The following is a 20676-nucleotide window of genomic DNA, read 5'->3' as shown; positions in this document are numbered from 1 at the left end:
TGCGGCGGAGGGGGAGGCTCGTCCAGCGGCGGTAGCGGTGGCGGTGGCAGTGGTGGTGGCGGCGGCGGCGGCGGCGGCGGTGGCGGCGCCCTCTATGCGGTTCCGGCGGCCGAGGCCCTCTCCGTGGCGGATGTCGAAGGGGTGCTGGCCCGTGCCGTGGCCGAGGCGCGCGCACGCTCGCGTCCCGCAGTGATCGCGGTGACCGACCGGGTGGGCAATGTGCTGGCGGTCTATTCCATGACCGGCGCGCCGGCGACGATCACCCTGCGTCCGGGCGCAACGGCCGATGTGGATCTGCAGGGCGTGGTCGCACCGGCGGCGGCGGGCGCGATCGCCAAGGCTGTGACCGGGGCCTACCTGTCGTCCGGCGGCAACGCCTTTTCCAGCCGCACGGCCAGTATGATCGTGCAGCAGCATTTCCCTCCGGCCCCCTCGACGGCCGGTCTCGAAAGCGGGCCGCTGTTCGGGGTGCAGTTCAGCCAGTTGCCCTGTTCGGACATTTCAAGCCGTTTCGTCGCCGGCGGTGGACCGTCCGCCCTGATCGGACCCAAACGGTCGCCGCTCGGTCTGGCGGCCGATCCCGGCGGTTTCCCGCTCTACAAGAACGGAGTGCTGGTCGGCGGAGTCGGCGTGATTGCCGAGAGCGATTATGGGTTTGATATCAACGTTCTGGACGTCGATATTGATATAGAAGAACACATTGCATTGGCGGCGGGGACGAGTTTGGCACCGGCCGTGGACATCGTTGCAGACAGGGTCGCAGTGGACGGAACGACCCTGCGCTACAGCGACGCCACCACCGCCACCCTGCTGAGCACTCCAGCGTCTGCACCAGCCTTTGGAACCCTGCCGGTGGGGACCGGCGCCTTTACCCCCGTAACCGGCTATTACGCCGGACCGGGCGTCCTCGCGGGCCAGGCCTACGGAACCGAGGCCTCCGGCGTGCGCAAGGCGACGGCGGGCGAGTTCAACAATGTCGACGCCTTCATCCTGACCGACGGTTCGGGCGGCCCCCGCTATCCGGTGCAGGCCGGCACCGACGGGGCCTCGGTCGGTTCGCCGCTGACCGCTGCCGAGACGCGCGCCGTGCTGGAAGAGGCGTTCAGCATCATGAGCCGGGCGCGCGCCCAGATCCGTCGTCCGCTGGACAGTCGCGCCCAGGTCTCGATCGCGGTGGTCGATACCCATGGCGTGACCCTGGGGCTGGTCCGGTCGCCGGACGCCCCGCTGTTCGGCATCGACGTGGCCGTGCAGAAGGCCAGGACCGCCAGCTTCCTGTCCAACTCCGCCGCCGCGTCGGACCTGTCCGGCGATCCATCAGCAGACGTGAACGCCTTTGTCGGTCAGACCCGGACCTTCCTGTCCCTGCCTGCAGCCCTGACGGGGCAGACCGCGTTCAGCGTGCGCGGTATCGGCAATCTGGCGCGCCCCTATTTCCCCGATGGCGAGGTGGGCCCGACCAGCGGTCCACTGTCGCGGCCGATCGCGATGTGGAGCCCCTTCTCGACCGGGCTGCAGACGGCGTTGATCCTGGGCAATCTCGGACAGCACGTCGGTTTCGTCAGCGGGCTCGGCCCTGACACCGCGGCGCGCTGTACCGCCTTGCCGGACGCCGCGCCGGGCCGGAACCGGTTGCAGAACGGCCTGCAGATCTTCCCGGGCGGGGTGCCGATCTATCGCGGGACCCAGCTCATCGGGGCGATCGGCGTGTCCGGGGACGGCATCGACCAGGACGACATGATCTCCTTCCTCGGCCTCCAGAACGCCGCCCTGCGCGTCGGCGGCATCAGCCAGGCCCCCGCCGCGATCCGGTCAGACCAGATCGTCGTCACCCATCCTGGCGGCTCGACCCGGCTGCGTTATGTCAGCTGTCCGTTCGCGCCCTTCCTGGATTCCTCGCAACAGAATGTCTGCAGTGCGCCGTGATGAAGGTGGCATGGCCCGCCCTGATCGTTGTGAGCCTCGGGTGCCTCTCGGCATCTGAAGCCGCTGCGCAAGGCCTGCCGCTGGTCATCCAGCCCGCCGTGCCGCAGCCGTCCCGCGAGGCTGAGCCGACGCCGCAGCTCGACCCGGACGCGCCCATCCGCCGCCGTCCGGGGCGGGTCGAGAACTACCCCGAGGCCATCATCCAGGCCAATCCCGGCGCGGTGCGCGCGCCGCCGCCCGAAGCGTTTCCGACCGACCATCTGCCGCTCCCCGATCGCTGGCGGGTGATCGAGGCCGTCGGCGTCAACGAACGCTGGTTCGACCCCTACAATCAGAACACACTCAAGGGCGATCGCCCGTTGCCGGGTCGAGACGACCTGTTCGTGGTGGTCGCCGGCGTATCGGATACGGTGATCGAGCCGCGATCCCTGCCGCTCCCGGTCGGTGTGCAGACGACGCAGGACCCGAACAGTCTCGACGTCTTCGGTCGCTCCAACAGCCTGATCCTGTCGCAGACTCTGGTGGCCTCGGTCTCGGTGATCAAGGGATCGACGGCGTTCAAGCCGCCGGACTACGAGGCCCGCCTGACCCTGGCCTTCAACTACAGCGATGTCAGCGTGCCGGAGCGGCGCATCCTGTCGGTACGGCCGTCGAAAAGCCCTGACCGGCAGGATTCCTTCCTCGGCGTGCAGGAAGCCTTTTTCGACTACCACCTGCGCAATGTGTCGGAGCGCTATGATTTCGACTCTGTCCGGGTCGGCATCCAGCCTTTCACCTCGGACTTCCGGGGCTTCCTGTTCCAGGACAACCAGCTGGGCGTGCGCTTCTTCGGCAATCGCGACAACAACCGCTACCAGTACAATTTCGGCGTCTTCGCCCGGCTGGAAAAGGACACCAACTCGGGGCTGAACGATATCACCCAGTCCATCCGCGACGATCAGATCTTCGTCGCCAACCTGTATCGGCAGGATCTGCCGGTCCCGGGCATGACCTCGCAGTGGACGGTGATCTACAACCGCAACCGCGAGCGGGACGATATCCATATCGACGACAACGGCTTCCCGGCCCGGCCGGCGCTGCTCGGCGACCTGCGGGGCAGGGACTATGACGTCGCCTATCTGGGCTACAACGCCGACGGCCGGATCGGACGGCTCAATCTGACGGCCTCGGCCTATGCCGCGCTCGGCGAGGACCGGAACAGTATGTTCACGGGCCAGCCCGCGGACATCCGCGCCTGGTTCCTCGCGGTCGAGCCGTCGATCGACCTTGACTGGATGCGGTTCCGCGCCTCGGGCCTGTATGCCTCAGGCGATCCGGACCCCTATGACGATGTCGAGGAGGGGTTCGACGCCATCTTCGAGAACCCGCAGTTTGCCGGGGCCGACACCAGCTACTGGATCCGCCAGTCCATTCCCTTCGCCGGCGGCGGTCGCGCCATCGGCGTCAACGGCCGCAATGCGGTGCTGAACTCGCTGCGCTCGTCCAAGGAGGAGGGGCAGTCCAATTTCAACAACCCCGGCACCATTCTGGTCGGCTTCGGGACCGATCTGGACCTGACGCCCCAGCTGAGGGTCAGCGCCAACGCCAATCACCTGTGGTTCGCGGACACGGCGGTGGTCCAGGCGCTGCGTCAGGAAGGGTCAATTCCGAAGGAGCTGGGGTTCGATGTTTCGGTCTCGGCCATCTGGCGACCGCTGATGACACAGAACGTCGTCCTGCGGGCCTCCGCAGCGGTGTTCGAGCCCGGCGACGGCTTCGGCGACCTGTTTCAGGCGACGAATCGTGACGATCGCTTCTATTCCGTTCTATTGAACGCTGTTCTTACATTCTGAGGGGCGGATGAGGACCTGGGGGGGCAAACGACTGGTGATCGGGGCGCTGTCCGCCCTGATGGTTGTCGTCGCCTGGTCTCCGGCCGCCGTGATCGCCGACGATGATGAGGCGCCCGTCGCCCGGGTCTATGTCGCCGCCGCGCCGGCACCGTTCAGCCAGACCCCCGAACAGGCCGCCGCCAAGAGTGTCGGCTGCGTCAGTTGCCACAGTCCGGTGGACGCCGCGAGCATGCACGCCTCGCCAGCCGTCGTGCTGGGCTGCGTCGATTGCCATGGCGGCGACGCCACGGCCATGTCCCCCACGGGAGCAAGCAGAGAGTCAACAGAATACAGTGCAATACGAGACAGAGCTCACGTTCTGCCTCGCTATCCGGGAAGCTGGCATTTCCCCAGTTCGGCCAATCCGGAGCGGACCTATACGCTGCTGAACCGCGAGGCTCCGGAGTTCATTCGCTTTGTGAATCCCGGTGATTATCGCGTTGCTCGTCAGTCCTGTGGTAACTGTCACATGGAACTGATTGAAAGAGCAGAACGATCCCTGATGGCGACAGGCGCCATGTTCTTCGGCGGCGCGTCGTACAACAACGGCATCCTGCCCTACAAGAACTACATCATCGGCGAGGCCTACACACCGGATGGCCAGGCGGCGCGGCTGCTGTCGCCGGGCAATCCGCCCGGAACAGTGACGCTGGACGAGCAGCGGCGAGGCGCCCTGCCGGTGCTCTATCCCATCCCGACCTGGCAGGTGACGCCGCCCGGCGACATCTTCCGGGTGTTCGAGCGCGGCGGGCGCAACATCGCCACCCAGTTCCCCGAGATCGGCCTGCCCAGCCCGACCGGCCAGATCCAGCGGCTGGAGGAGCCGGGCCGCCCGGACATTCGCCAGTCGTCGCGTGGGCCGGGCACCGGCCTGCGCATCGCCGTGCCGGTGCTGAACATCCACAAGACCCGCCTGAACGATCCCTACACCTGGTTCATGGGCACCAATGACCAGCCGGGCGACTATCGCTCCTCCGGCTGTACGTCGTGCCATGTGGTCTATGCCAATGACCGCGAGCCGCGGCACAGTCTGGGCTATTCGCAGTTCGGGCGGGACGGCCGGACGGCGACGGCGGACCCGACCATCAATCGCGAGGAATCGGGCCATCCGATCCGCCACGCCTTCACCCGCGCCATCCCGACGTCGCAGTGCATGAACTGCCACATGCACCAGCCGAACATGTTCCTGAACAGCTACCTCGGCTACACGATGTGGGACTATGAGTCCGACGCGCCGACCATGTGGCCCGAGCGCCAGCGCTATCCGACCGCCGAGGAGATCCGCGCGGTTCTGGACCGCAACCCCGAGGGCGCCGCGCCGCGCGGCAACTGGGCCGATCTGGACTTCCTGCGCGCGGTCAACGACCTGAACCCGACCCTGCGCGACACCCAGTTCGCCGACTATCACGGCCACGGCTGGAATTTCCGCGGCGTGTTCAGGCGCGATCGCGAGGGCAATCTGCTGGACGCCGAGGGCGGCATCGTTTCGCCTGATGATCCCGAGCGCTGGCGCCGGGAAGGGGAGGGCCAGTTCGTCCCGCCGGGGACCAATCCGGGCCGCACCGTCCACATGATGGATATCCACGCCGAGAAGGGCCTGCAGTGCGCCGACTGCCACTTCTCGCAGGACAGCCACGGCTCGGGCCTGATCATGGGCGAGGTGGCCGCGGCGGTGGAGATCGGCTGCAAGGACTGCCATGGCACCTCGCGGGCCCTGCCGACGCTGCGGACCTCCGGCCCCGCGGCGCCGCCCGCGGGCACGGACCTGACACTGCTGCGCAACTCCGACGGCCAGCGTCGTTTCGAATGGATCGAGCGCGACAATCGCCGGGTGCTGATCCAGCGCTCGATCGTCGATCCGACCTTGGAGTGGGAGGTCGATCTGGTGCGCGACGCCGTTGACCGCGCCAGTCCCGAGTTCAACCCGGCGGCGGCGCGAGCCAAGCTGATGTCGGTGTCGCGGCCGGGTCTGGCGGCCTTCTCGTGGGGACCCGGCGTGGCGACGACGGACCTCGCCCACGATGACGAGGAGATGGCCTGCTACAGCTGCCATACGTCCTGGACGCCGTCCTGCGGCGGTTGCCACCTGCCGGTCGAGGCCAATTGGCAGGCGACCAGCCATCGCGCCGAGGGTGGCACGACCCGCAACTACGCCACCTACAATCCGCAGGTGGCGCGCGACGACATGTTCCAGCTGGGTCGCCACCAGACCACGCGCGGCGGGGTGATCGCCCCGGCCCGGTCGTCGTCGGCCCTGGTCCTGTCGTCCACCAACATCAACCGCGAACGGATCTATGTGCAGCAGCCGCCGATCTCGGCGGTCGGCTTCTCGAGCCAGGCCTTCGCCCCGCATTTCCCGCACACCGTCCGCACGACCGAGACCAAGACCTGCAGCGACTGTCACGTCTCGGAGGCCGAGGACAACAACGCCATCATCGCCCAGCTGCTGATGCTGGGGACCAACTCTGTCAACTTCGTCGGCATGCATGCCTGGGTCGGGCTCGCGACCGGCATCGAGGCGGTGCGGGTGACCGAGTGGGACGAGCCGCAGGCGGTGTTTGGCTCCTATCTGCAGCGCTATGCCTATCCCGACTTCTTCGCCCAGCACGTGGAGCGCAACGGTCGCGAGCTGATCAACTGGACCCGCGGCGAAGCCTTCGACATGGAAGCCGGCGGCAGCGGCGATACGCGATCGGTCGAGGAGATCGCCAACACCCTCCAGAGCACGGGCGGCGAGGCGCGCTGCCTGCAGCTGCGCGGGGAGTATATGTTCGTCGCGGAGGGCCGGGGCGGATTCCGGGTCTATGACGTGGCATCGATCGGCAACAAGGGCGTCTCGGACCGCATCCTGACCGCACCCTTCTCGCCGCTGGGCAATGACACCCATGTCGCGTCCGGCAACGCCACCTGCATGGCCCTGCCGACCAACCAGCCCATCGCCCCGACGCGCAACACGGCCGAGATGCGGACCGCCAACCAGGAACAGGCCTTCCACCCGATCTACAGCTATGCGGTCGTGACCGATGCGCGCGAGGGGCTGATCCTGGTCAATGTCGATACCCTGGCCGACGGCGATCCGCGCAACAACAACCTGCGCCGTGCCGCGACCTGGAACCCCGGCGGGGTGCTGGATGGAGCGCGGCACATCACGCTGGCCGGCCATATCGCCTATATCGCCGCCCGGGCCGGTCTGGTGGTGGTTGATCTCGATGACCCGCTAAGGCCCCGGCACGTCACCACGGTGCGGCTGGACGACGTCCGGGCGTCTGCGCTGCAGTTCCGCTATCTGTTCGTGACGGACGCCCAGGGGATGCGGGTTCTGGATGTGACGAAGCTGGACGCCCCGCGGGTGGTCGAGGGGGCCGTGGTGCCGCTCGGTGATGCGCGTCGTCTCTATGTCGCGCGGACCTATGCCTATGTCGCCGCCAAGGGCGAGGGACTGGTCATCATCAATGTGACCAACCCGCGTCAGCCGCGCCTGCAGCAGCGGGTGACGCTGGACGGGCAGTTGAACGATGCGGAGGACGTCGTCGTGGCCTCGACCAACGCCAGCCTGTTCGCCTATGTCGCCGACGGTCGGAACGGGCTGAAGGTGCTGCAACTGACCAGCCCTGACAGCCAGCGGAATTTCTACGGCTTCTCGCCGGAGCCGCGGCCCGAGCTGATCGCCTGGGCGCGAACGCCGTCGCCGGCGCTGGCCCTGTCCAAAGGGCTGGACCGGGATCGGGGCGTGGACGAGACGGGGCACCAGATCGCCGTCTTCGGCCGCCTGGGCTCGCGGCCTTTCAACCGGCGCGAAATGGAGCGGCTGTTCCTGGACTATCGCGGCGAGCTGTACCGGGTCAGCGACCGACCGTCGCTGGACGGCTGGCTGGCGGCCGCCGGCGGGCAGTAGCCGGAAAGCTCAGTGGTGGTGTGGTCCGGCCGTCCCGGCGCGTTCCTGCGCGAGATGCTTCATGAAGGCCTGCATCTTGTGCGTATAGCGGGCGAGGACCTTGTAGCGCTGGACCGCCGTGAAATGGCTGACCAACCCGCGGCCGTTCCAGCGGTGAATGCCGAACGACGGCGGCGCCTCGGCGATCATCGGCCGCTTGTCCGGACGCTCCAGGTTCATCGGCTTGAGGTCCAGGACCACCTGAGGGGCGGTGGACGGACAGACGGTCAGGGTCGTGCCGGCCCATGAGGTGACAATGGTGCGGTGGACGTGGCCGCACAGGGCCCCGACGACCTGACCGTGGCGTGAGACCACGTCGGTGAACCGCTGCACCCAGGGTTCGGCCGGGCCGATCGTCATCCACTCGATGCCGGTGTCGATGGGCGGGTGATGCAGGATCAGAAGGGTTGGCCGGTGTGGCGCCTCGGCCAGACGGGCCTCCAGCCAGGCCGCCCGCTTCTCGCAGAAGCCGCCGCCATGGCGGCCTTCCTCCAGGGTGTCCACCACCACGATCCGCAGGGGGTGGTCGTCGACCACATACTGGATGAAGCCGTCCTCCTGAGCCGTATCGGGGAAGACCTGACTGAAACTGGCCCGCGAGTCATGATTGCCCATGCACATCAGGATGGGCAGGGAAAGCTGTTGTATTTCCTGTCGAAACCATTCGTAGGACGCGACATCGCCTTTGTCGGCGATATCGCCGGTGATCACGACCAGATCGGGCTTTGGTTCAAGCTTCTTCACCGCCTGGACCGTCTGGCGAAAACGCTTCTTGTTCATCTCGAACCGGCTCTTCTGATCGAAGCCGATGTGGATGTCGGTGATCTGAACGATCAACATGACGCTGTCCCCCCGTTCAAAGTCATGTCGCCCCTATTTCTCCAGCGCCTGGCTGACCCCGTCCCAGTCATCGGGCGGCGGCGCCTGGCGGAAGTCCGCAACACGCGTGGCGTAGATGGCCGCGACGCCTTCCAGCCCCGGCAGCGTACCCGCGCCGCGCAGCGTCTCCAGCGCGGTCTCGGCGGCGGCCCAGTCCCGCGACCGGTAGGCCTCAAGCACCGCGGTCATGCGAGCGGCGGTTTCAATGAAGGCCGGGTCCGACGACATTTCCGGCGGTCCCATCAGGACGAAGATCCGCTCGGGCGCGTCACGACCGATGACCCGGATGACGTCCAGCTCGACCAGGGCGAAGCCTGGGAGGCGGGCGGCGAGATCCTCGCCGACCAGGATGTTCACGGCATAGGCCTTGGTCAGGCTCTCCAGCCGCGAGGCCAGGTTCACCGTGTCGCCGATCAACGAATAGCTGAGGCGCTGGCGCGAGCCCATATTGCCGACGCAGCATGGGCCCGTGTTCAGTCCGATGCCGATCGCCACCTGACCCGGCCAGGCGGAATCGTCGGCGCGGTCGGTGTTCAGCCGCTTGACGGTCTCCAGCATCTCCAACGCCGCATACGCCGCATTCTGCTCGTGATCGGGATCGTCCAGCGGTGCGTTCCAGAACGCGAGGACGGCGTCGCCGATGTATTTGTCGATGGTCGCCTTCCGCGCCAGTAGCACGTCCGTCATCGGCGTCAGCAGATTGATCAGAAAGCCGATCAGTTCCTGCGGACCGAAGCGTTCGGAAATGCGCGAGAAGCCCCGCACATCGCTGAACAGCACGGTCATCTGACGGACCTCGCCCCCCAGTTCCAGTTGGCCTGGATCGCGGGCGATCCGGTCGACCAGCTCGGGCGACAGATACCGGTCGAAGGCGTTGTGGATGTGACTCCGCGCCCGCTCCTCGCGGTAGAAGGAGACGGCGGTGATGGCGATGTAGACGGAGACGACACCCAGCGCCGGGAAGATGGGCTCCAGCAGCAGGCCGCTGTTCCTGAACGCGAACCACGACCCGGCCAGCACCCCGCCGAGCGCGAGCATGGCCAGCACGCCGCCCCGCAAGGCGCCCAGGGCGGGCGCGGAAAGCGCGATGAGAAGGCAGAGCATCACCATCAGCATCCGCTCGGCGCCCGACGCCCAGTCCGGCCGCGTGAGGAATTTGCCGAGGATCATCTGTTCGGCGGCCTGGGCGTGGATGACGACGCCGAGTTCGCCGGCCTGGATCGGTGTCGAGCGGATGTCCCGAAGGCCGATCGCGCCGGTGCCGATGAAGACGATCTGGCCCTCGAACAGCCGTCGCATTTCGGCCTCGGGCAGATCGCCCTCAAGGATGCGCCAGGCCGGCACGATCCGATCGGGATGGGGCGCTGTGTAGTGCATCCACAGTTCGCCGATGTCGGTGGTCGGGACCTGCAGGTCACCGGTCTTGACGGCGAGCACGGTTGTCACGTCGCCTCCGCCCCACTCGCCGCTGCCGTCGCTGCTGCGCACCAGAACGGCGCCGGCGCCCTGGGCGACCCGGAGCGCTTCCAGTGAGAGCGACGGAACGATCTGGCCGTTGAAATTGGCGATGAGCGGCACCGCCCGAATGATGTCGTCCCGGCCGGCGTCGAGGCTGACGGAGCCGGCCCCTGACGCGCGTTCGCCGATGACCGGCAGGCTGACAATGGCGCCCTTGTACTCCCGAAGGACGTCAAGCGGCGGTGTGCCGGAAACAGCGACCCCGGCGTGTTCGACAGGGCGCTGAGCGTTGGCTTCCGCCGTCAGGAAATAGCCCGTGACGGTCGGGCCGCGCGCCATGGCCTGACCCAGCAGTTCGTCATGGTCAGTCAGGGCCGCGATTTCGGAATAGTCGCCCCGGGCCTCAGGGTTCTGCCGCAGGATCTCCACCGCGCGGGCTGGAGAGGTTCGGTCCGGCTCCGAGAAGACGACATCGAAGGCGATCGCGGCCGCGCCTGCATTTGTGAGGGCGTCCGTCAGGCGAACAGCGTCTGTTCGCGGCCATGGCCACTGGCCGAGGCGGCGAATGCTCTCGTCATCGATATCGACGACCCGGACACCGGCGTCCTCATAGGGACGGGGGTAGGCGCGCTGGTAGGTGTCAAAAACCAGATTGCTGATGCTCCCGACGAACGGGGGCGGGAAATTGTGCAGGATCACGAGGAAAAGGGCGACGATCAGGCCCGGACCGGCCGTAGCAATGTATCGCGTAAGCGACAGGCTGGAGCGCGCCAGGCGCGACCCGATTTCCTTCAGCCGCTCTGTCTCCGGCTCCGCCCCCATGCGTCCGCCTCACTCGAAAAAAGCACTGTTCGATTAGTTCATGCGCTTCTCGCGGAACGATGTTAGCCTGACCGTCCCGCTGTTGGGGGATAGACTATCCCCGACATTCTGCAAGCGGTCGGGGGGATTCCATGAAGCGTCCAGCGTACCGTTCCGCCTCGATCTTTCGGGCCGGCTTGTTGCTTTCCGCTGTTGTCGGCTTGTCCGCGGTCACGGTTGAGGGGGTAGCGGCCCAGGATTTTGACGCCGTGCTGGCGGCGCCGGACGATGTGGATCTCAATCTCGACTACGCGCGGCGCGCGGCGGATGCGGGCGATCTCAACGGGGCGGCGGGCGCGCTGGAGCGTGTGCTGATTGCTGACCCGAACCGCCATAGCGCCCGGTTGATGTACGCCGTCGTCCTGTTCCGACTGGATGATCTTCAGGGGGCTCGCGACCAGCTTGACCTGCTTGAGCCGGTGACGCTGACGCCGCTGCAGCGGGCCGAGGCGACCCGGTATCGCGCGCGGATCGAACGCAGTCGGTCAACGACCCGGTTCAGCGGCAGTGCGTCGGCCGCCCTGACCTGGGAGGAGGACGCCGCCGGCGCCCTGACGACCCAGTTCGACTCCCTCATCACACCGCCGGTCAGCGAAGAGGGCGGGGCCGCCGCTTTCACCGCCCGCCTGAATGTCGCGCACGACCTCGATGGCGCCTCGGGCTATGCCGCGTTCGGCTCCATCGGCGGCTATGAGCGCTCGACCTTCGACGGCATCGACGGGAATGTGCGGCGGGGGGACGTGGAAGCCGGCCTGTCCTACACCGGACGATTGAACTCATGGAATGTCAGCGCTGTGGCGCGGGCGCTTGATCTTCTTGATGACCCCTATATGCGGGAAGTCGGGGTCAAGGCGCAGGCCCGCTGGCGGACCAGCAACGCCACGACATTCTCCGTGTCGGGCGAAGCGGTGAGCCAGACCTTCGACGAGCCGGCTGTGGACGCCGTGGCCCTGATCATCGGCGGCGACCGGGACGGCTGGCGCTATGACGTCAACCTCGGCCTGACTCACCGACTGAACGTACGCAGCAGCGTGGGAGTCTCGGTCGGCTGGCAGGACAAGCAGGCCAACTATGAGCCTTTCGGCTACTCCGGTCCGGGCGTCCAGGCGCGCTATGACACCAGCACCCGCCGCGGCCAGTATCTGGCGATCTCCGGAGGCATGCAGTGGCTTGAGTATGACGCGCCAGACCCGGTCTTCATCGGTCTTGGCGCGCCGGTGCGCGAGGATACCCGCAGCTGGGCGCGCGTGGCGGTCGGGGCTCCGATCAGCGCCTTTACGGCTGCCGGCGCGACGGGCGACTGGCGGCAGGATGTGGGGCTCGAGGGCGCGTTGACTTACGGCGCGCGGGAATCCCGGGCGCCGCTCGCTGACTACGACAGCTGGGGCGCTGAACTGCGCCTGACGTGGCGCTTCGGCGCGGCCAACTAGGAGAGATGGTCATGAACTCCGTTCGCACCCTCACCGCCGCGGCCGCCCTGGTCTGCGTCATGTCCGTCGCTTCGGTCGCCCAGGCCCAACAGGCCGTCGGCGTCAACGCCGCGATCCGCAACAGCGTCCGCACCCAACCCGTGGGCGAGAGCGCGCTTCGGCCCGCAGCCCTCAGGGGGCAGGTCCGCACGGGCGATGTCTTCGTCAGCGGCGCGCAGAGCCAGTTGCAGATATTGCTGCGGGACCAGTCGATCTTCACGGTCGGTTCGAATGCCCGCGTGACCATTGACCGCTTCGTAATCGATACGGACCGCAACGCCGCCGGCGCATCCGCCTCGGTCGCGCGCGGGGCATTTCGTTTCGTCTCGGGCCGCAGCGGCGCCCGGGCAGGCGCCGTACGCACGCCCGTCTCCTCGATCGGAGTGCGCGGGACCGTGGTGGAGGCGGTCGTCGGCCCCGACGCCCTGTTCGTACTGGAGGGCCATCCCGGCCTGCCGCCGTTCGCCGGCTCGCCGGATGACGCCACCCTCATCGTCCTGCGCGGTCCCGGACCGCGCGGGGCCGGCTTTGACACGCCCGGCGCAATCGACATCACCAGCGGAGGCTCGACCGTCATCGTCGAACGTCCCGGTCAGGCGATGTTCGCATGGAACGGCGGGACGTTCGGACCCTTCGACCTGTCCGACGAGGCGTCGGCCCGGCTCAGCGCCCTGCTTAGGGCAGCGCCGACATCGAATACGGATTCAGGCCCGGGGGATGTTCTGTCCGCGGGTCTCGACGCCGGCGACGCGGCCTTCTTCGGCGCACGCGGACCCGATCCCGATGCCATCGAGCCGAGCGTCGGATGCGAATCGAGCGGCCCGATCCAGAGCCCCGGCGGTCCAAACGGACCGAGCAGCAGCAGTTGCGGCCATGGCTCCCCGCTGGACCCGATCCCATGATCTGACAGAGAGGAACGGCCATGGCCGTCTCGGACCACGTCGACCTGCCCCGGTTCATCGAGGGCGTGAAGAAGCGGAATCCCGGTCAGGACGAGTTCGTCCAGGCCGTTCAGGAGGTGGCCGAAGACATCTTCGACTTCATCAAGGACAAGGAAGAGTACCACCACTACCAGATCCTGCGCCGCATCGCCGAGCCGGACCGGGTGATCAGCTTCCGGGTCTGCTGGGAGGACGACAAGGGCAATATCCGCGTCCAGCGCGGCTGGCGGGTGCAGAACAACAACGCCATCGGTCCCTACAAGGGTGGCATCCGCTTCCATCCCAGCGTGACCGAGAGCGTGCTCAAATTCCTCGCGTTCGAGCAGACGTTCAAGAACAGCCTGACGGGCCTGCCGATGGGCGGCGGCAAGGGCGGTTCGAACTTCAATCCGAAGGGCAAGTCGGATCACGAGGTGATGCGGTTCTGCCAGTCGTTCATGACCGAGCTCTACCGTCACGTCGGCGCGGACATCGACGTCCCGGCCGGCGACATCGGCGTCGGGGGCCGCGAGATCGGCTATATGTTCGGCCAGTACAAGCGGATCACCAACCAGTTCACCGGCGTGCTCACCGGCAAGGGCCTGTCCTATGGCGGCAGCCTGATCCGCACCGAGGCGACCGGCTACGGGGCCGTGTACTTCCTGAAGGAAATGCTGGGTCACATCGGCCAGGAGGTGGCGGGCAAGACGGCCGTGATCTCGGGCTCGGGCAATGTCGCGACCCATGCCGCGGAGAAGATCGTGCAGCTGGGCGGCAAGGTGCTGACCCTGTCGGATTCACAGGGCTTCATCCACGATCCGGACGGCATCGACCAGGCGAAGATCGATTGGGTCAAGGCACACAAGACCAGGCGGCGCGGCCGGATTTCGGACTATGTCACCGAGTTCCGAAGCGCGACCTATCACGACGGCCAGCGACCGTGGGCGGTGCCCTGCCATGTCGTCTTGCCCTGTGCGACCCAGAACGAGCTGAACGGCGCGGACGCCCGGACCCTTGTGGCCAACGGCTGTATGGCGGTGTCGGAGGGCGCGAACATGCCGACCGATCTGGAGGGCGTGCATGTCTTCAAGGCCGCCGGCATCCTGTATGCGCCGGGCAAGGCCGCCAATGCGGGCGGGGTGGCCGTGTCCGGTCTGGAGATGAGCCAGAATTCCGGGCGGATCGCCTGGAAGGAGGCCGAGCTCCAGCAGCATCTGGTCGACATCATGCGCGGCATTCACCAGCGCTGCGTCGAATACGGCGGCGTGGCCGGGACCCGGCGCATCGACTATGTGCGCGGCGCCAATATCGCGGGCTTCAAGAAGGTCGCCGAGGCGATGCTGGCCTATGGCGTGGTCTGAACCGCCGCCAGGGTGCGAGGCCGGGCGCTGAAGTTCGGGCGCGGCGGCCGCACCGTCGGATGCGAAGGCTCGTGGAAGCTGTGGCAGGTCTCGCAATCCGCCGGCGCCGGCGTCGGCGATTGAGCCGTGGTCTGACCGTGGCATTCGACGCATTCGCTGACCGACGGCAGCAGCAGGTCGGTCGCTGATCCCGACGTAGCGGCGGCATGGCACTGGTTGCAGGACGGCTGGCCCTGTCGGTCGACCCGGTGCTCGCGGACGCTGTGATCGAAGGCCCCGCGACTGAGGAAGTCGCCGGGCAGGCGCACCGGCGTGAACCGGATGGTCGGCGTCCGGAAAATGGTGTGGCAGTCGAAGCAAGCCCCGCGCGGGCCGAAGGCGCCGCCCACTGTGTTCACAGCACTGGCGCCGGCGGGCGAGCCGCCGATGCCCGGTCCGCCTTCGCCGGCCTCTCCCGGACGCCGACGAGCAGTCGGGGCGCCGGCGACGGGGCCGCGGCCCTGCCAGGCCAGTAAGGCGGCGACCACCTGGCCCGGCTCGCCGTGCGGCAACTGGCGCACGCCGCCCGGGGTGGCGAACGACAGGGAGTGACAGCTGGCGCAGTCGCGCTCCATCTGGACCGGCTCGAAACCCGTCTGGTCAGCGTCTGGACGGTGGCAGCTGGCGCAGGTCAGGGCGGCGCCATAGCCGCGCCCGCCCAGCGTCTGGGCCATGCGGGCCGGGCCGCCGCCGGGCGACAGGTGGAGGTCATGCGGAAAGGTCAGGCCAGACGCCTCCCGCGGGCGGCTGTCCAGCGACACCCGCGTCGGACCGGCGGGGCCGGGCAGGGTGGGGCGGAAATTCGGATGGCGGGCCCACGACGGCGCGTCGGCGAGATCCGTGTCCTTCAGCCGGTGGGTCAGTCCCGTGTGGCACTCGATGCAGGTCTGGGTCGGAGTCAGGGTCGGGATCGGCTCGGGCGGACGGCCGGCGACCGGATTGGCGACGTGCTCGACGTGACAGCTGGCACAGCGCTGCTCGGGGATGTTGAAGGTGCGGCGGAAAAAGGCAGTGGCCTGTCCGGTGAAGCCGGCGGGCGGCGGGGTTCCCCAGAGGATGCGGCCGCGCGGGGCGTGGTCCCTGACGAATGACAGCGTGTCCGGCGATCCCGCGCGGCGCACGGACGTCGCCGCGGCGGCCATCATGGCGGGGGTTTGATCGCCGGCGTGGCATGTCTTGCACGAGGCGTCGGTCACCGCGACGAAGGCCTCCTGGTGACAGGCCTGGCAGTCGTCCTCGAGGAAGGCGTGGACCGAGGACAGGGGGCCGCTCGACCACTGCTGGTCCGGATCGATCCGCGCTGTGAGGTGGCCATGGAAGGCCGCCAACGGCCAGATCAGGCAGAGGGCGACGATGCCGAGGCCGAGGGTCCAGGCGATGCGACGGCGGCCGAAGATGCGGGCCTTGGGGATGACGCCGCCGGCGGGCACGCCCGACGAAGATTCCCCCTCGGCCGGTTCGGCTGCGGCGAGGGTGATCAGGATGCGGCCGCCGTCGCCCATCGACGGGGTCAGGATGTGATCGCCGAAGGTCAGACGCGGCGCGCGGCCGACGTCGATATCCGTCCGGGTGACGAACTTGCCGTCGACGCCGAACGGCTCGCGCCCGGCGGAAACAACGCTGACCTGTCCGGGGCCGGACAGGGTCAGGGTGGCGTGATGCAGGCTGACCGCCAGGTCGGGCAGGCGGATCTCGCAGTCCGCGCCGCGTCCGATGCGCGCGACGTCGGTCGGCAGGACCTTTTCCCGAACGATTTCGGCCCCGCTGACGCGGCGTGTGACCTGACGAAGAACAAGGGTCATCGTGCCATCACCAGTAGATGAAGACGCTGAAGACATGGGCGGTGATCGCGGCGATGAGCGCGATGGTGGCGGGCACGTGCACGGCCAGCCAGACGCTCAGCCAGGCGCGGATTTGTAGGTGCCGGCGCACCTGGGACAGGGCGGCGGCCTTCCGCTGAAGCAATTCCTCCATCCGGTCCAGCAACTGCAGTTCGACGTCTGTCGCCTGACGACGCAGGCCGTTCAGCCGCGACAGGGCCCGGCGGTTGCCGCAACCGCCCCGGCCGCCGGAAAGGCGTCGCCAGAGATGCCCGCCGACCCGACTTTCATCCAGCGACATCTGCACCACCCGCGCCTGCGCCTCCGACAGCGGCTGGGCGGCCTCGTTGATCTGGCGGTCCAGCGTCTTGAGGGTCTCCAGCATCTGCTTCTGGGTCGTCTCCCCGCGGTTGCGGCTGAGGTAGCGCGGCAGGATGGCGTAGACGGTGATGCCGAACAGGCCGGACCCGACGACCAGCACCATCAGGGCATAGGCCAGGGTGTGGATGTTCCAGCCGAACTGGAATCCCGAATGCAGGGTGGAGACGACCATGACGGCCAGCCCCAGATAGACATGGGCCGAGACCCAGGCCTTCAGCGACCAGTTTCCAGAGGTGATCGCCCGCTTTCGCAGGCCCAGCAGTGTCAGCCACAGCACCAGTAGCGCCGCGATCGTGCCCGCAGCATAGCCATAGGCGCTGCCGCCGTTCGGACGGGGTTCGGCATCGATCAGGAAGTAGCCGGCGATGGCGATCACGCACAGGGCGCCGGCCCGCCAGAGCCAGCGAAAATTCCGGTATCCCAGGAAACCGTCGTGCTGGGCGGGGTTGGAGCGTTCGCCTGTTTTCGCTGTCTGCGCCAAGGGTCTATTCGCCCCTGTTCATGCGTTTGACGGTGAGGAACTCTTCGGGCGAGACCCGGATCGCGGCTCCGGTCGGACAGGCGCGTACGCAGGCCGGTCCGCCTGACTTGCCGATGCACATGTCGCATTTGATCGCGACCTTGGGCGGCTCCGCGCCCTTGGGCTTGTTCTTCGCGCGCCAGGCCTTGTCGGGTTCGCCGGGGCCGGGTCCGGCCCCGAACAGCATCCAGGAGATCAGGTCCGGCTTCTTCGGCGGCCGCGAGTCCATGCGGATCACGTCATAGGGGCAGTTCCGCTGGCAGTTGCCGCAGCCGATGCAGGTCTCGTCGATGAAGACCTCGCCGTCCGGCCCGCGGTGGATCGCATTGGGCGGACAGTCGGTCATGCAATACGGATGCTCGCAGTGCCGGCACGAGGTCGGGACGTGCAGGTGGGCGTAGGTCCGGCCCGCCTCGCGGTCGAGACGCGACAGGCCGTCGTGGACGTCGGCGCAGGCCTTTTCACAGTTGTCGCAGCCGATGCAGAGCGTCTCGTCGATCAGCAGGACGTCCGTCGCCTCGCCAATGCCCTGGTCGACGAGGAAGTCGGCCACGGCGCTGTACATGTCGACGACGTCCCCGAACTTGCCCTTCTGCTCCTCGATATAGCCGTTGACCTTGCGGCGGTCGGCCATGTCGGCGCGGAGTTTCTCCTCCAGTTCGGGCTTGCGCTTCAGCAGGGCGCGGAAGCGGTCGCCGTCCAGCCTGACCACTTCGGAGCGAATCGCGGCCTGGACCGTGGCGCTGCGCCGGCCGCCATCGACCAGGGCCATTTCGCCGACGTAGGAGCCGGCCGGGAGATAGGACAGGAAGACCGGCTTTCCGCCGATCTCCTTCTCGACCACCATACTGCCCGAGCGGACGACAAAGATGTCGTAGCCGTCCTCGCCCTCGCGGATGATCGCTTCGCCGGTCTTCACCTGACGGATTTCCGCCGTTTCGAGCACATCGGTCAGATCTGCGGGCGTCAGGCCCGAGCCGAACATCTGCAGCAGCTGGCGTTCGGTGGTGATGCGGTTGACGGTGTCGCGCGCCTCCTTGACCGAGGCCATCAGGCGCAGGGCGGCCATACGCGGAATTTCCAGCAGGATGCTGGGCTCCGCCGCCCGCACCGTGGCGCCGCGCGGACGGCCGGAGATCAGACCGACCTCGCCGACGATTGACCCACGCGGGATCGGCACCGTCATCCGCTTCTTGCCGCTGCCGACCTCGACCTCGACCGATCCGGAGGCGATCCCGAACAAGGATGAGCCGATCGAGTTGCGCTTGAAGATGATGTCGCCCGACGAATAGGCGCGCACCTCGGAATCCAGCAGGAACTCGCGCATCTGCAGCGGCGACAGCCCGCGCAGGATCTCGATTTCCTGACGCAGGAACTCCAGCCACTGGGCGACGGACCGGTTGCCGGGCAGACCCTTGAGGCGGGCCTCGAGAATCGGCTCGTCGGCGGGTTTCAGATCAACAGCGCCGCCGATGTACTCGACGACGTCATAGCCCTGGTTGATGCAGTGTTTGATCAGCGGATAGCCTGCCAGGGCTCCGATGACATAGACGCCCGGCACGGTGCTTTCGAACGTCGGCGACAGTTTGGGAAAGGCTTCGCGGGCGGCGCTGGTGAACTCCAGCCCGATCGATTCCACGAACTTGCGCGGGGGCGCCGAACCCAGTCGGGCGATGACGCGATCGCACTGGAATCGCGTCGCCCCTTCCGGGGTATCGACGGTGATCCAGCCCGGCTCGATCAGGGTCGTCTCGGCGGTGGTCAGCAAGGTGATGTGGCCGGCTTCCTGGGCGGCGAGCAGGGCCTTGGCGTTGGCTTCCTTGGCCCGGGCGAAGTCGGCGCCGCGGTTGACCAGGGTCACTGTATTACCCTGGGCCCGGTCGGCGATCAGGCCGAGAGCGTTCTCTATGCCGGCGTCACCTCCGCCGACGACGCAGATGTGCTCGTCGACATATTCGGCGGGGTCGTCGAGCTGGTACTGGACATGGGACAGCCCGCCCCCTTCGCAGGACATCAGGTTGGGATTGCCCTGGGTGCCGATGGCCAGAACGATCGTCTCGGCGCGGACCACGGAGCCGTCAGACAGGGCGATGCTGAAGTTGCCCTTGGCGCCGGTGATGGACTTCACCTCGGCGTGGTAGCGGACGTTGACCTTGTGCTTCGCCGCCTCGCTGGACCAGGTGTCGAGGATGGTCTCGCGCTTGCCGGGCTCGAAACTGACGTCGGCGCGCACGACCAGCTGGCTGGGCGTGGCCATGATGTGCTTGCCACGCTGGTAGCGGAAGATGGTGTCCGACAGATGGTCCGATTTCTCGAGCAGGATGTGGCTCACGCCGCGGGCAGCCGCGTGCGCGGCCGCACTCAGGCCGGCGGGCCCAGAGCCCAAGATGGCGATCCGATGGACCCCCTCCACCACGTCCCCCCGTACCGCGCCTGGACCGCACACGGCCTGTCATGCCGCACCGGTCCGTCCCCCCGCGCAGCTTTACCATAGGTGTGCTCCTCGCTACAGTACAGGTCGGGTGGCGGAGCATATTGAATGAGCGCGGAAATCGGCCAACTGGCTCTGATCCTCGCCTTCATGCTCGGACTGATCCAGGGGCTGGCTCCCTTGCTGGGCGCCCACCGTGGCGATTCCGTTCTGATGTCCCTCGGACGCGCCTCCGCCCTGCTGCAGATGTTCTTCGTGGCTCTGGCCTTCGGAGCCCTCGCCACGGCCTATTTGACGATGGACTTCTCCATCGAACTGGTCGCCAAACACAGTCACAGCACCCAGCCGCTGGCCTACCGGTTCGCCGCGACCTGGGGCAGCCATGAAGGCTCCATGCTGCTGTGGGTGTTGATCCTTGCCCTGCACGGCGGGGCGATCGCTTACTTCGGCGGCACGCTGCGTGAGACGCTGCAAGCGCGGGTGCTGGCGGTGCAGGGGATGCTGAGCGCGGCCTTCATCGGCTTCTGTCTGTTCACCTCCAATCCGTTCTCGCGGCTGAGCCCGATCCCGCTCGACGGAACCGAGCTGAACCCGCTGCTGCAGGACCCCGGCCTGGTGATGCATCCGCCGCTCCTCTACCTCGGCTATGTCGGCTTTTCGGTCGCCTTCTCCTTTGCCGTTGCGGCCCTGATTGAGGGGCGGGTGGATGCGGCCTGGGCGCGGTGGGTGCGGCCTTGGGTGCTGTCGGCCTGGATATCGCTGACCGTCGGCATCGCCCTGGGCAGCTGGTGGGCCTACTACGAGCT

12 protein-coding genes are annotated in these 20676 nt (G+C 67.5%); 7 read left to right on the top strand and 5 right to left on the bottom strand.

What is annotated here, in order from left to right:
* From B3E43_RS12510 to B3E43_RS12500, 3 genes are all read left to right on the top strand, one after another.
* A partial coding sequence (locus tag B3E43_RS12510; RefSeq protein WP_292029999.1) for a heme-binding protein occupies positions 1 to 1926 on the top strand: 1926 nt, incomplete at its 5' end.
* Positions 1923 to 3758 (top strand): hypothetical protein, encoded by a 1836-nt coding sequence (locus B3E43_RS12505; protein ID WP_292029997.1) that lies wholly within the window; start codon positions 1923 to 1925, stop codon positions 3756 to 3758. The genes B3E43_RS12510 and B3E43_RS12505, both read left to right, overlap by 4 nt.
* 7 nt (positions 3759 to 3765) lie before the next feature.
* A complete protein-coding gene (locus tag B3E43_RS12500; protein WP_292029995.1) occupies positions 3766 to 7692 on the top strand; it encodes a hypothetical protein in 3927 nt (1308 codons plus the stop codon).
* Positions 7693 to 7701: 9 nt separating this feature from the next.
* Here the strand turns inward: B3E43_RS12500 and B3E43_RS12495 are convergent, their stop codons facing one another.
* Together B3E43_RS12495 and B3E43_RS12490 are read right to left on the bottom strand one after the other, a co-directional pair.
* On the bottom strand, positions 7702 to 8571 hold the full coding sequence (locus B3E43_RS12495; RefSeq protein WP_292029994.1) for a phosphodiesterase: 870 nt from the start codon (positions 8569 to 8571) through the stop codon (positions 7702 to 7704).
* A 33-nt stretch (positions 8572 to 8604) separates the two neighbouring features.
* Positions 8605 to 10890 carry a CHASE2 domain-containing protein gene (locus B3E43_RS12490; protein WP_292029992.1) on the bottom strand — a complete coding sequence of 762 codons (2286 nt, stop codon included), beginning with the start codon at positions 10888 to 10890 and terminating at the stop codon, positions 8605 to 8607.
* A gap of 131 nt (positions 10891 to 11021) precedes the next feature.
* Between B3E43_RS12490 and B3E43_RS12485 the strand changes: the two genes are divergently transcribed.
* From B3E43_RS12485 to gdhA, 3 genes are read left to right on the top strand one after another with little or no spacing between them, the layout of a single operon-like run.
* A complete protein-coding gene (locus B3E43_RS12485; protein WP_292029990.1) occupies positions 11022 to 12359 on the top strand; it encodes a tetratricopeptide repeat protein in 1338 nt (445 codons plus the stop codon).
* An 11-nt stretch (positions 12360 to 12370) separates the two neighbouring features.
* Complete coding sequence (locus tag B3E43_RS12480) at positions 12371 to 13300, top strand: FecR family protein (protein ID WP_292029989.1); 930 nt, start codon at positions 12371 to 12373, stop codon at positions 13298 to 13300.
* A gap of 20 nt (positions 13301 to 13320) precedes the next feature.
* The gene (gene gdhA / locus B3E43_RS12475) at positions 13321 to 14679 is read left to right on the top strand and encodes an NADP-specific glutamate dehydrogenase (protein WP_292029987.1); all 1359 of its coding nucleotides are present in this window, start codon (positions 13321 to 13323) and stop codon (positions 14677 to 14679) included.
* On the opposite strand, the gene B3E43_RS12470 is transcribed toward gdhA, so the two are convergent.
* From B3E43_RS12470 to B3E43_RS12460, 3 genes are read right to left on the bottom strand one after another with little or no spacing between them, the layout of a single operon-like run.
* On the bottom strand, positions 14664 to 16520 hold the full coding sequence (locus tag B3E43_RS12470; protein WP_292029984.1) for an FHA domain-containing protein: 1857 nt from the start codon (positions 16518 to 16520) through the stop codon (positions 14664 to 14666). The two genes, gdhA and B3E43_RS12470, sit on opposite strands and share 16 nt — an antisense overlap.
* 7 nt (positions 16521 to 16527) lie before the next feature.
* On the bottom strand, positions 16528 to 17400 hold the full coding sequence (locus B3E43_RS12465; protein WP_292029982.1) for a hypothetical protein: 873 nt from the start codon (positions 17398 to 17400) through the stop codon (positions 16528 to 16530).
* A gap of 4 nt (positions 17401 to 17404) precedes the next feature.
* Complete coding sequence (locus B3E43_RS12460; RefSeq protein WP_292029980.1) at positions 17405 to 19852, bottom strand: cyclic nucleotide-binding domain-containing protein; 2448 nt, start codon at positions 19850 to 19852, stop codon at positions 17405 to 17407.
* 126 nt (positions 19853 to 19978) lie between these two features.
* On the opposite strand from B3E43_RS12460, the gene ccsA reads away from it, so the two are divergent.
* Positions 19979 to 20676: cytochrome c biogenesis protein CcsA (ccsA, locus tag B3E43_RS12455; RefSeq protein ID WP_292029979.1), on the top strand; the 698-nt coding region annotated here is incomplete at its 3' end.

The sequence above is a fragment of the Brevundimonas sp. UBA2416 genome, assembly GCF_002343105.1.
Classification (GTDB): Bacteria; Pseudomonadota; Alphaproteobacteria; order Caulobacterales; family Caulobacteraceae; genus Brevundimonas.
The sequence above is the reverse complement of the archived record's forward strand: the minus strand, read 5'-3'. Positions and strand labels throughout refer to the sequence as shown.

Bases quoted from the DNA above. Each gene is read 5' to 3' on its own strand.
- B3E43_RS12490 (WP_292029992.1), bottom strand. From the start codon at position 10,890: ATGGGGGCGGAGCCGGAGACAGAGCGGCTGAAGGAAATCGGGTCGCGC.
- B3E43_RS12480 (WP_292029989.1), top strand. From the start codon at position 12,371: ATGAACTCCGTTCGCACCCTCACCGCCGCGGCCGCCCTGGTCTGCGTC.
- B3E43_RS12485 (WP_292029990.1), top strand. From the start codon at position 11,022: ATGAAGCGTCCAGCGTACCGTTCCGCCTCGATCTTTCGGGCCGGCTTG.
- B3E43_RS12500 (WP_292029995.1), top strand. From the start codon at position 3,766: ATGAGGACCTGGGGGGGCAAACGACTGGTGATCGGGGCGCTGTCCGCC.
- B3E43_RS12470 (WP_292029984.1), bottom strand. From the start codon at position 16,520: ATGACCCTTGTTCTTCGTCAGGTCACACGCCGCGTCAGCGGGGCCGAA.
- gdhA (WP_292029987.1), top strand. From the start codon at position 13,321: ATGGCCGTCTCGGACCACGTCGACCTGCCCCGGTTCATCGAGGGCGTG.
- B3E43_RS12495 (WP_292029994.1), bottom strand. From the start codon at position 8,571: ATGTTGATCGTTCAGATCACCGACATCCACATCGGCTTCGATCAGAAG.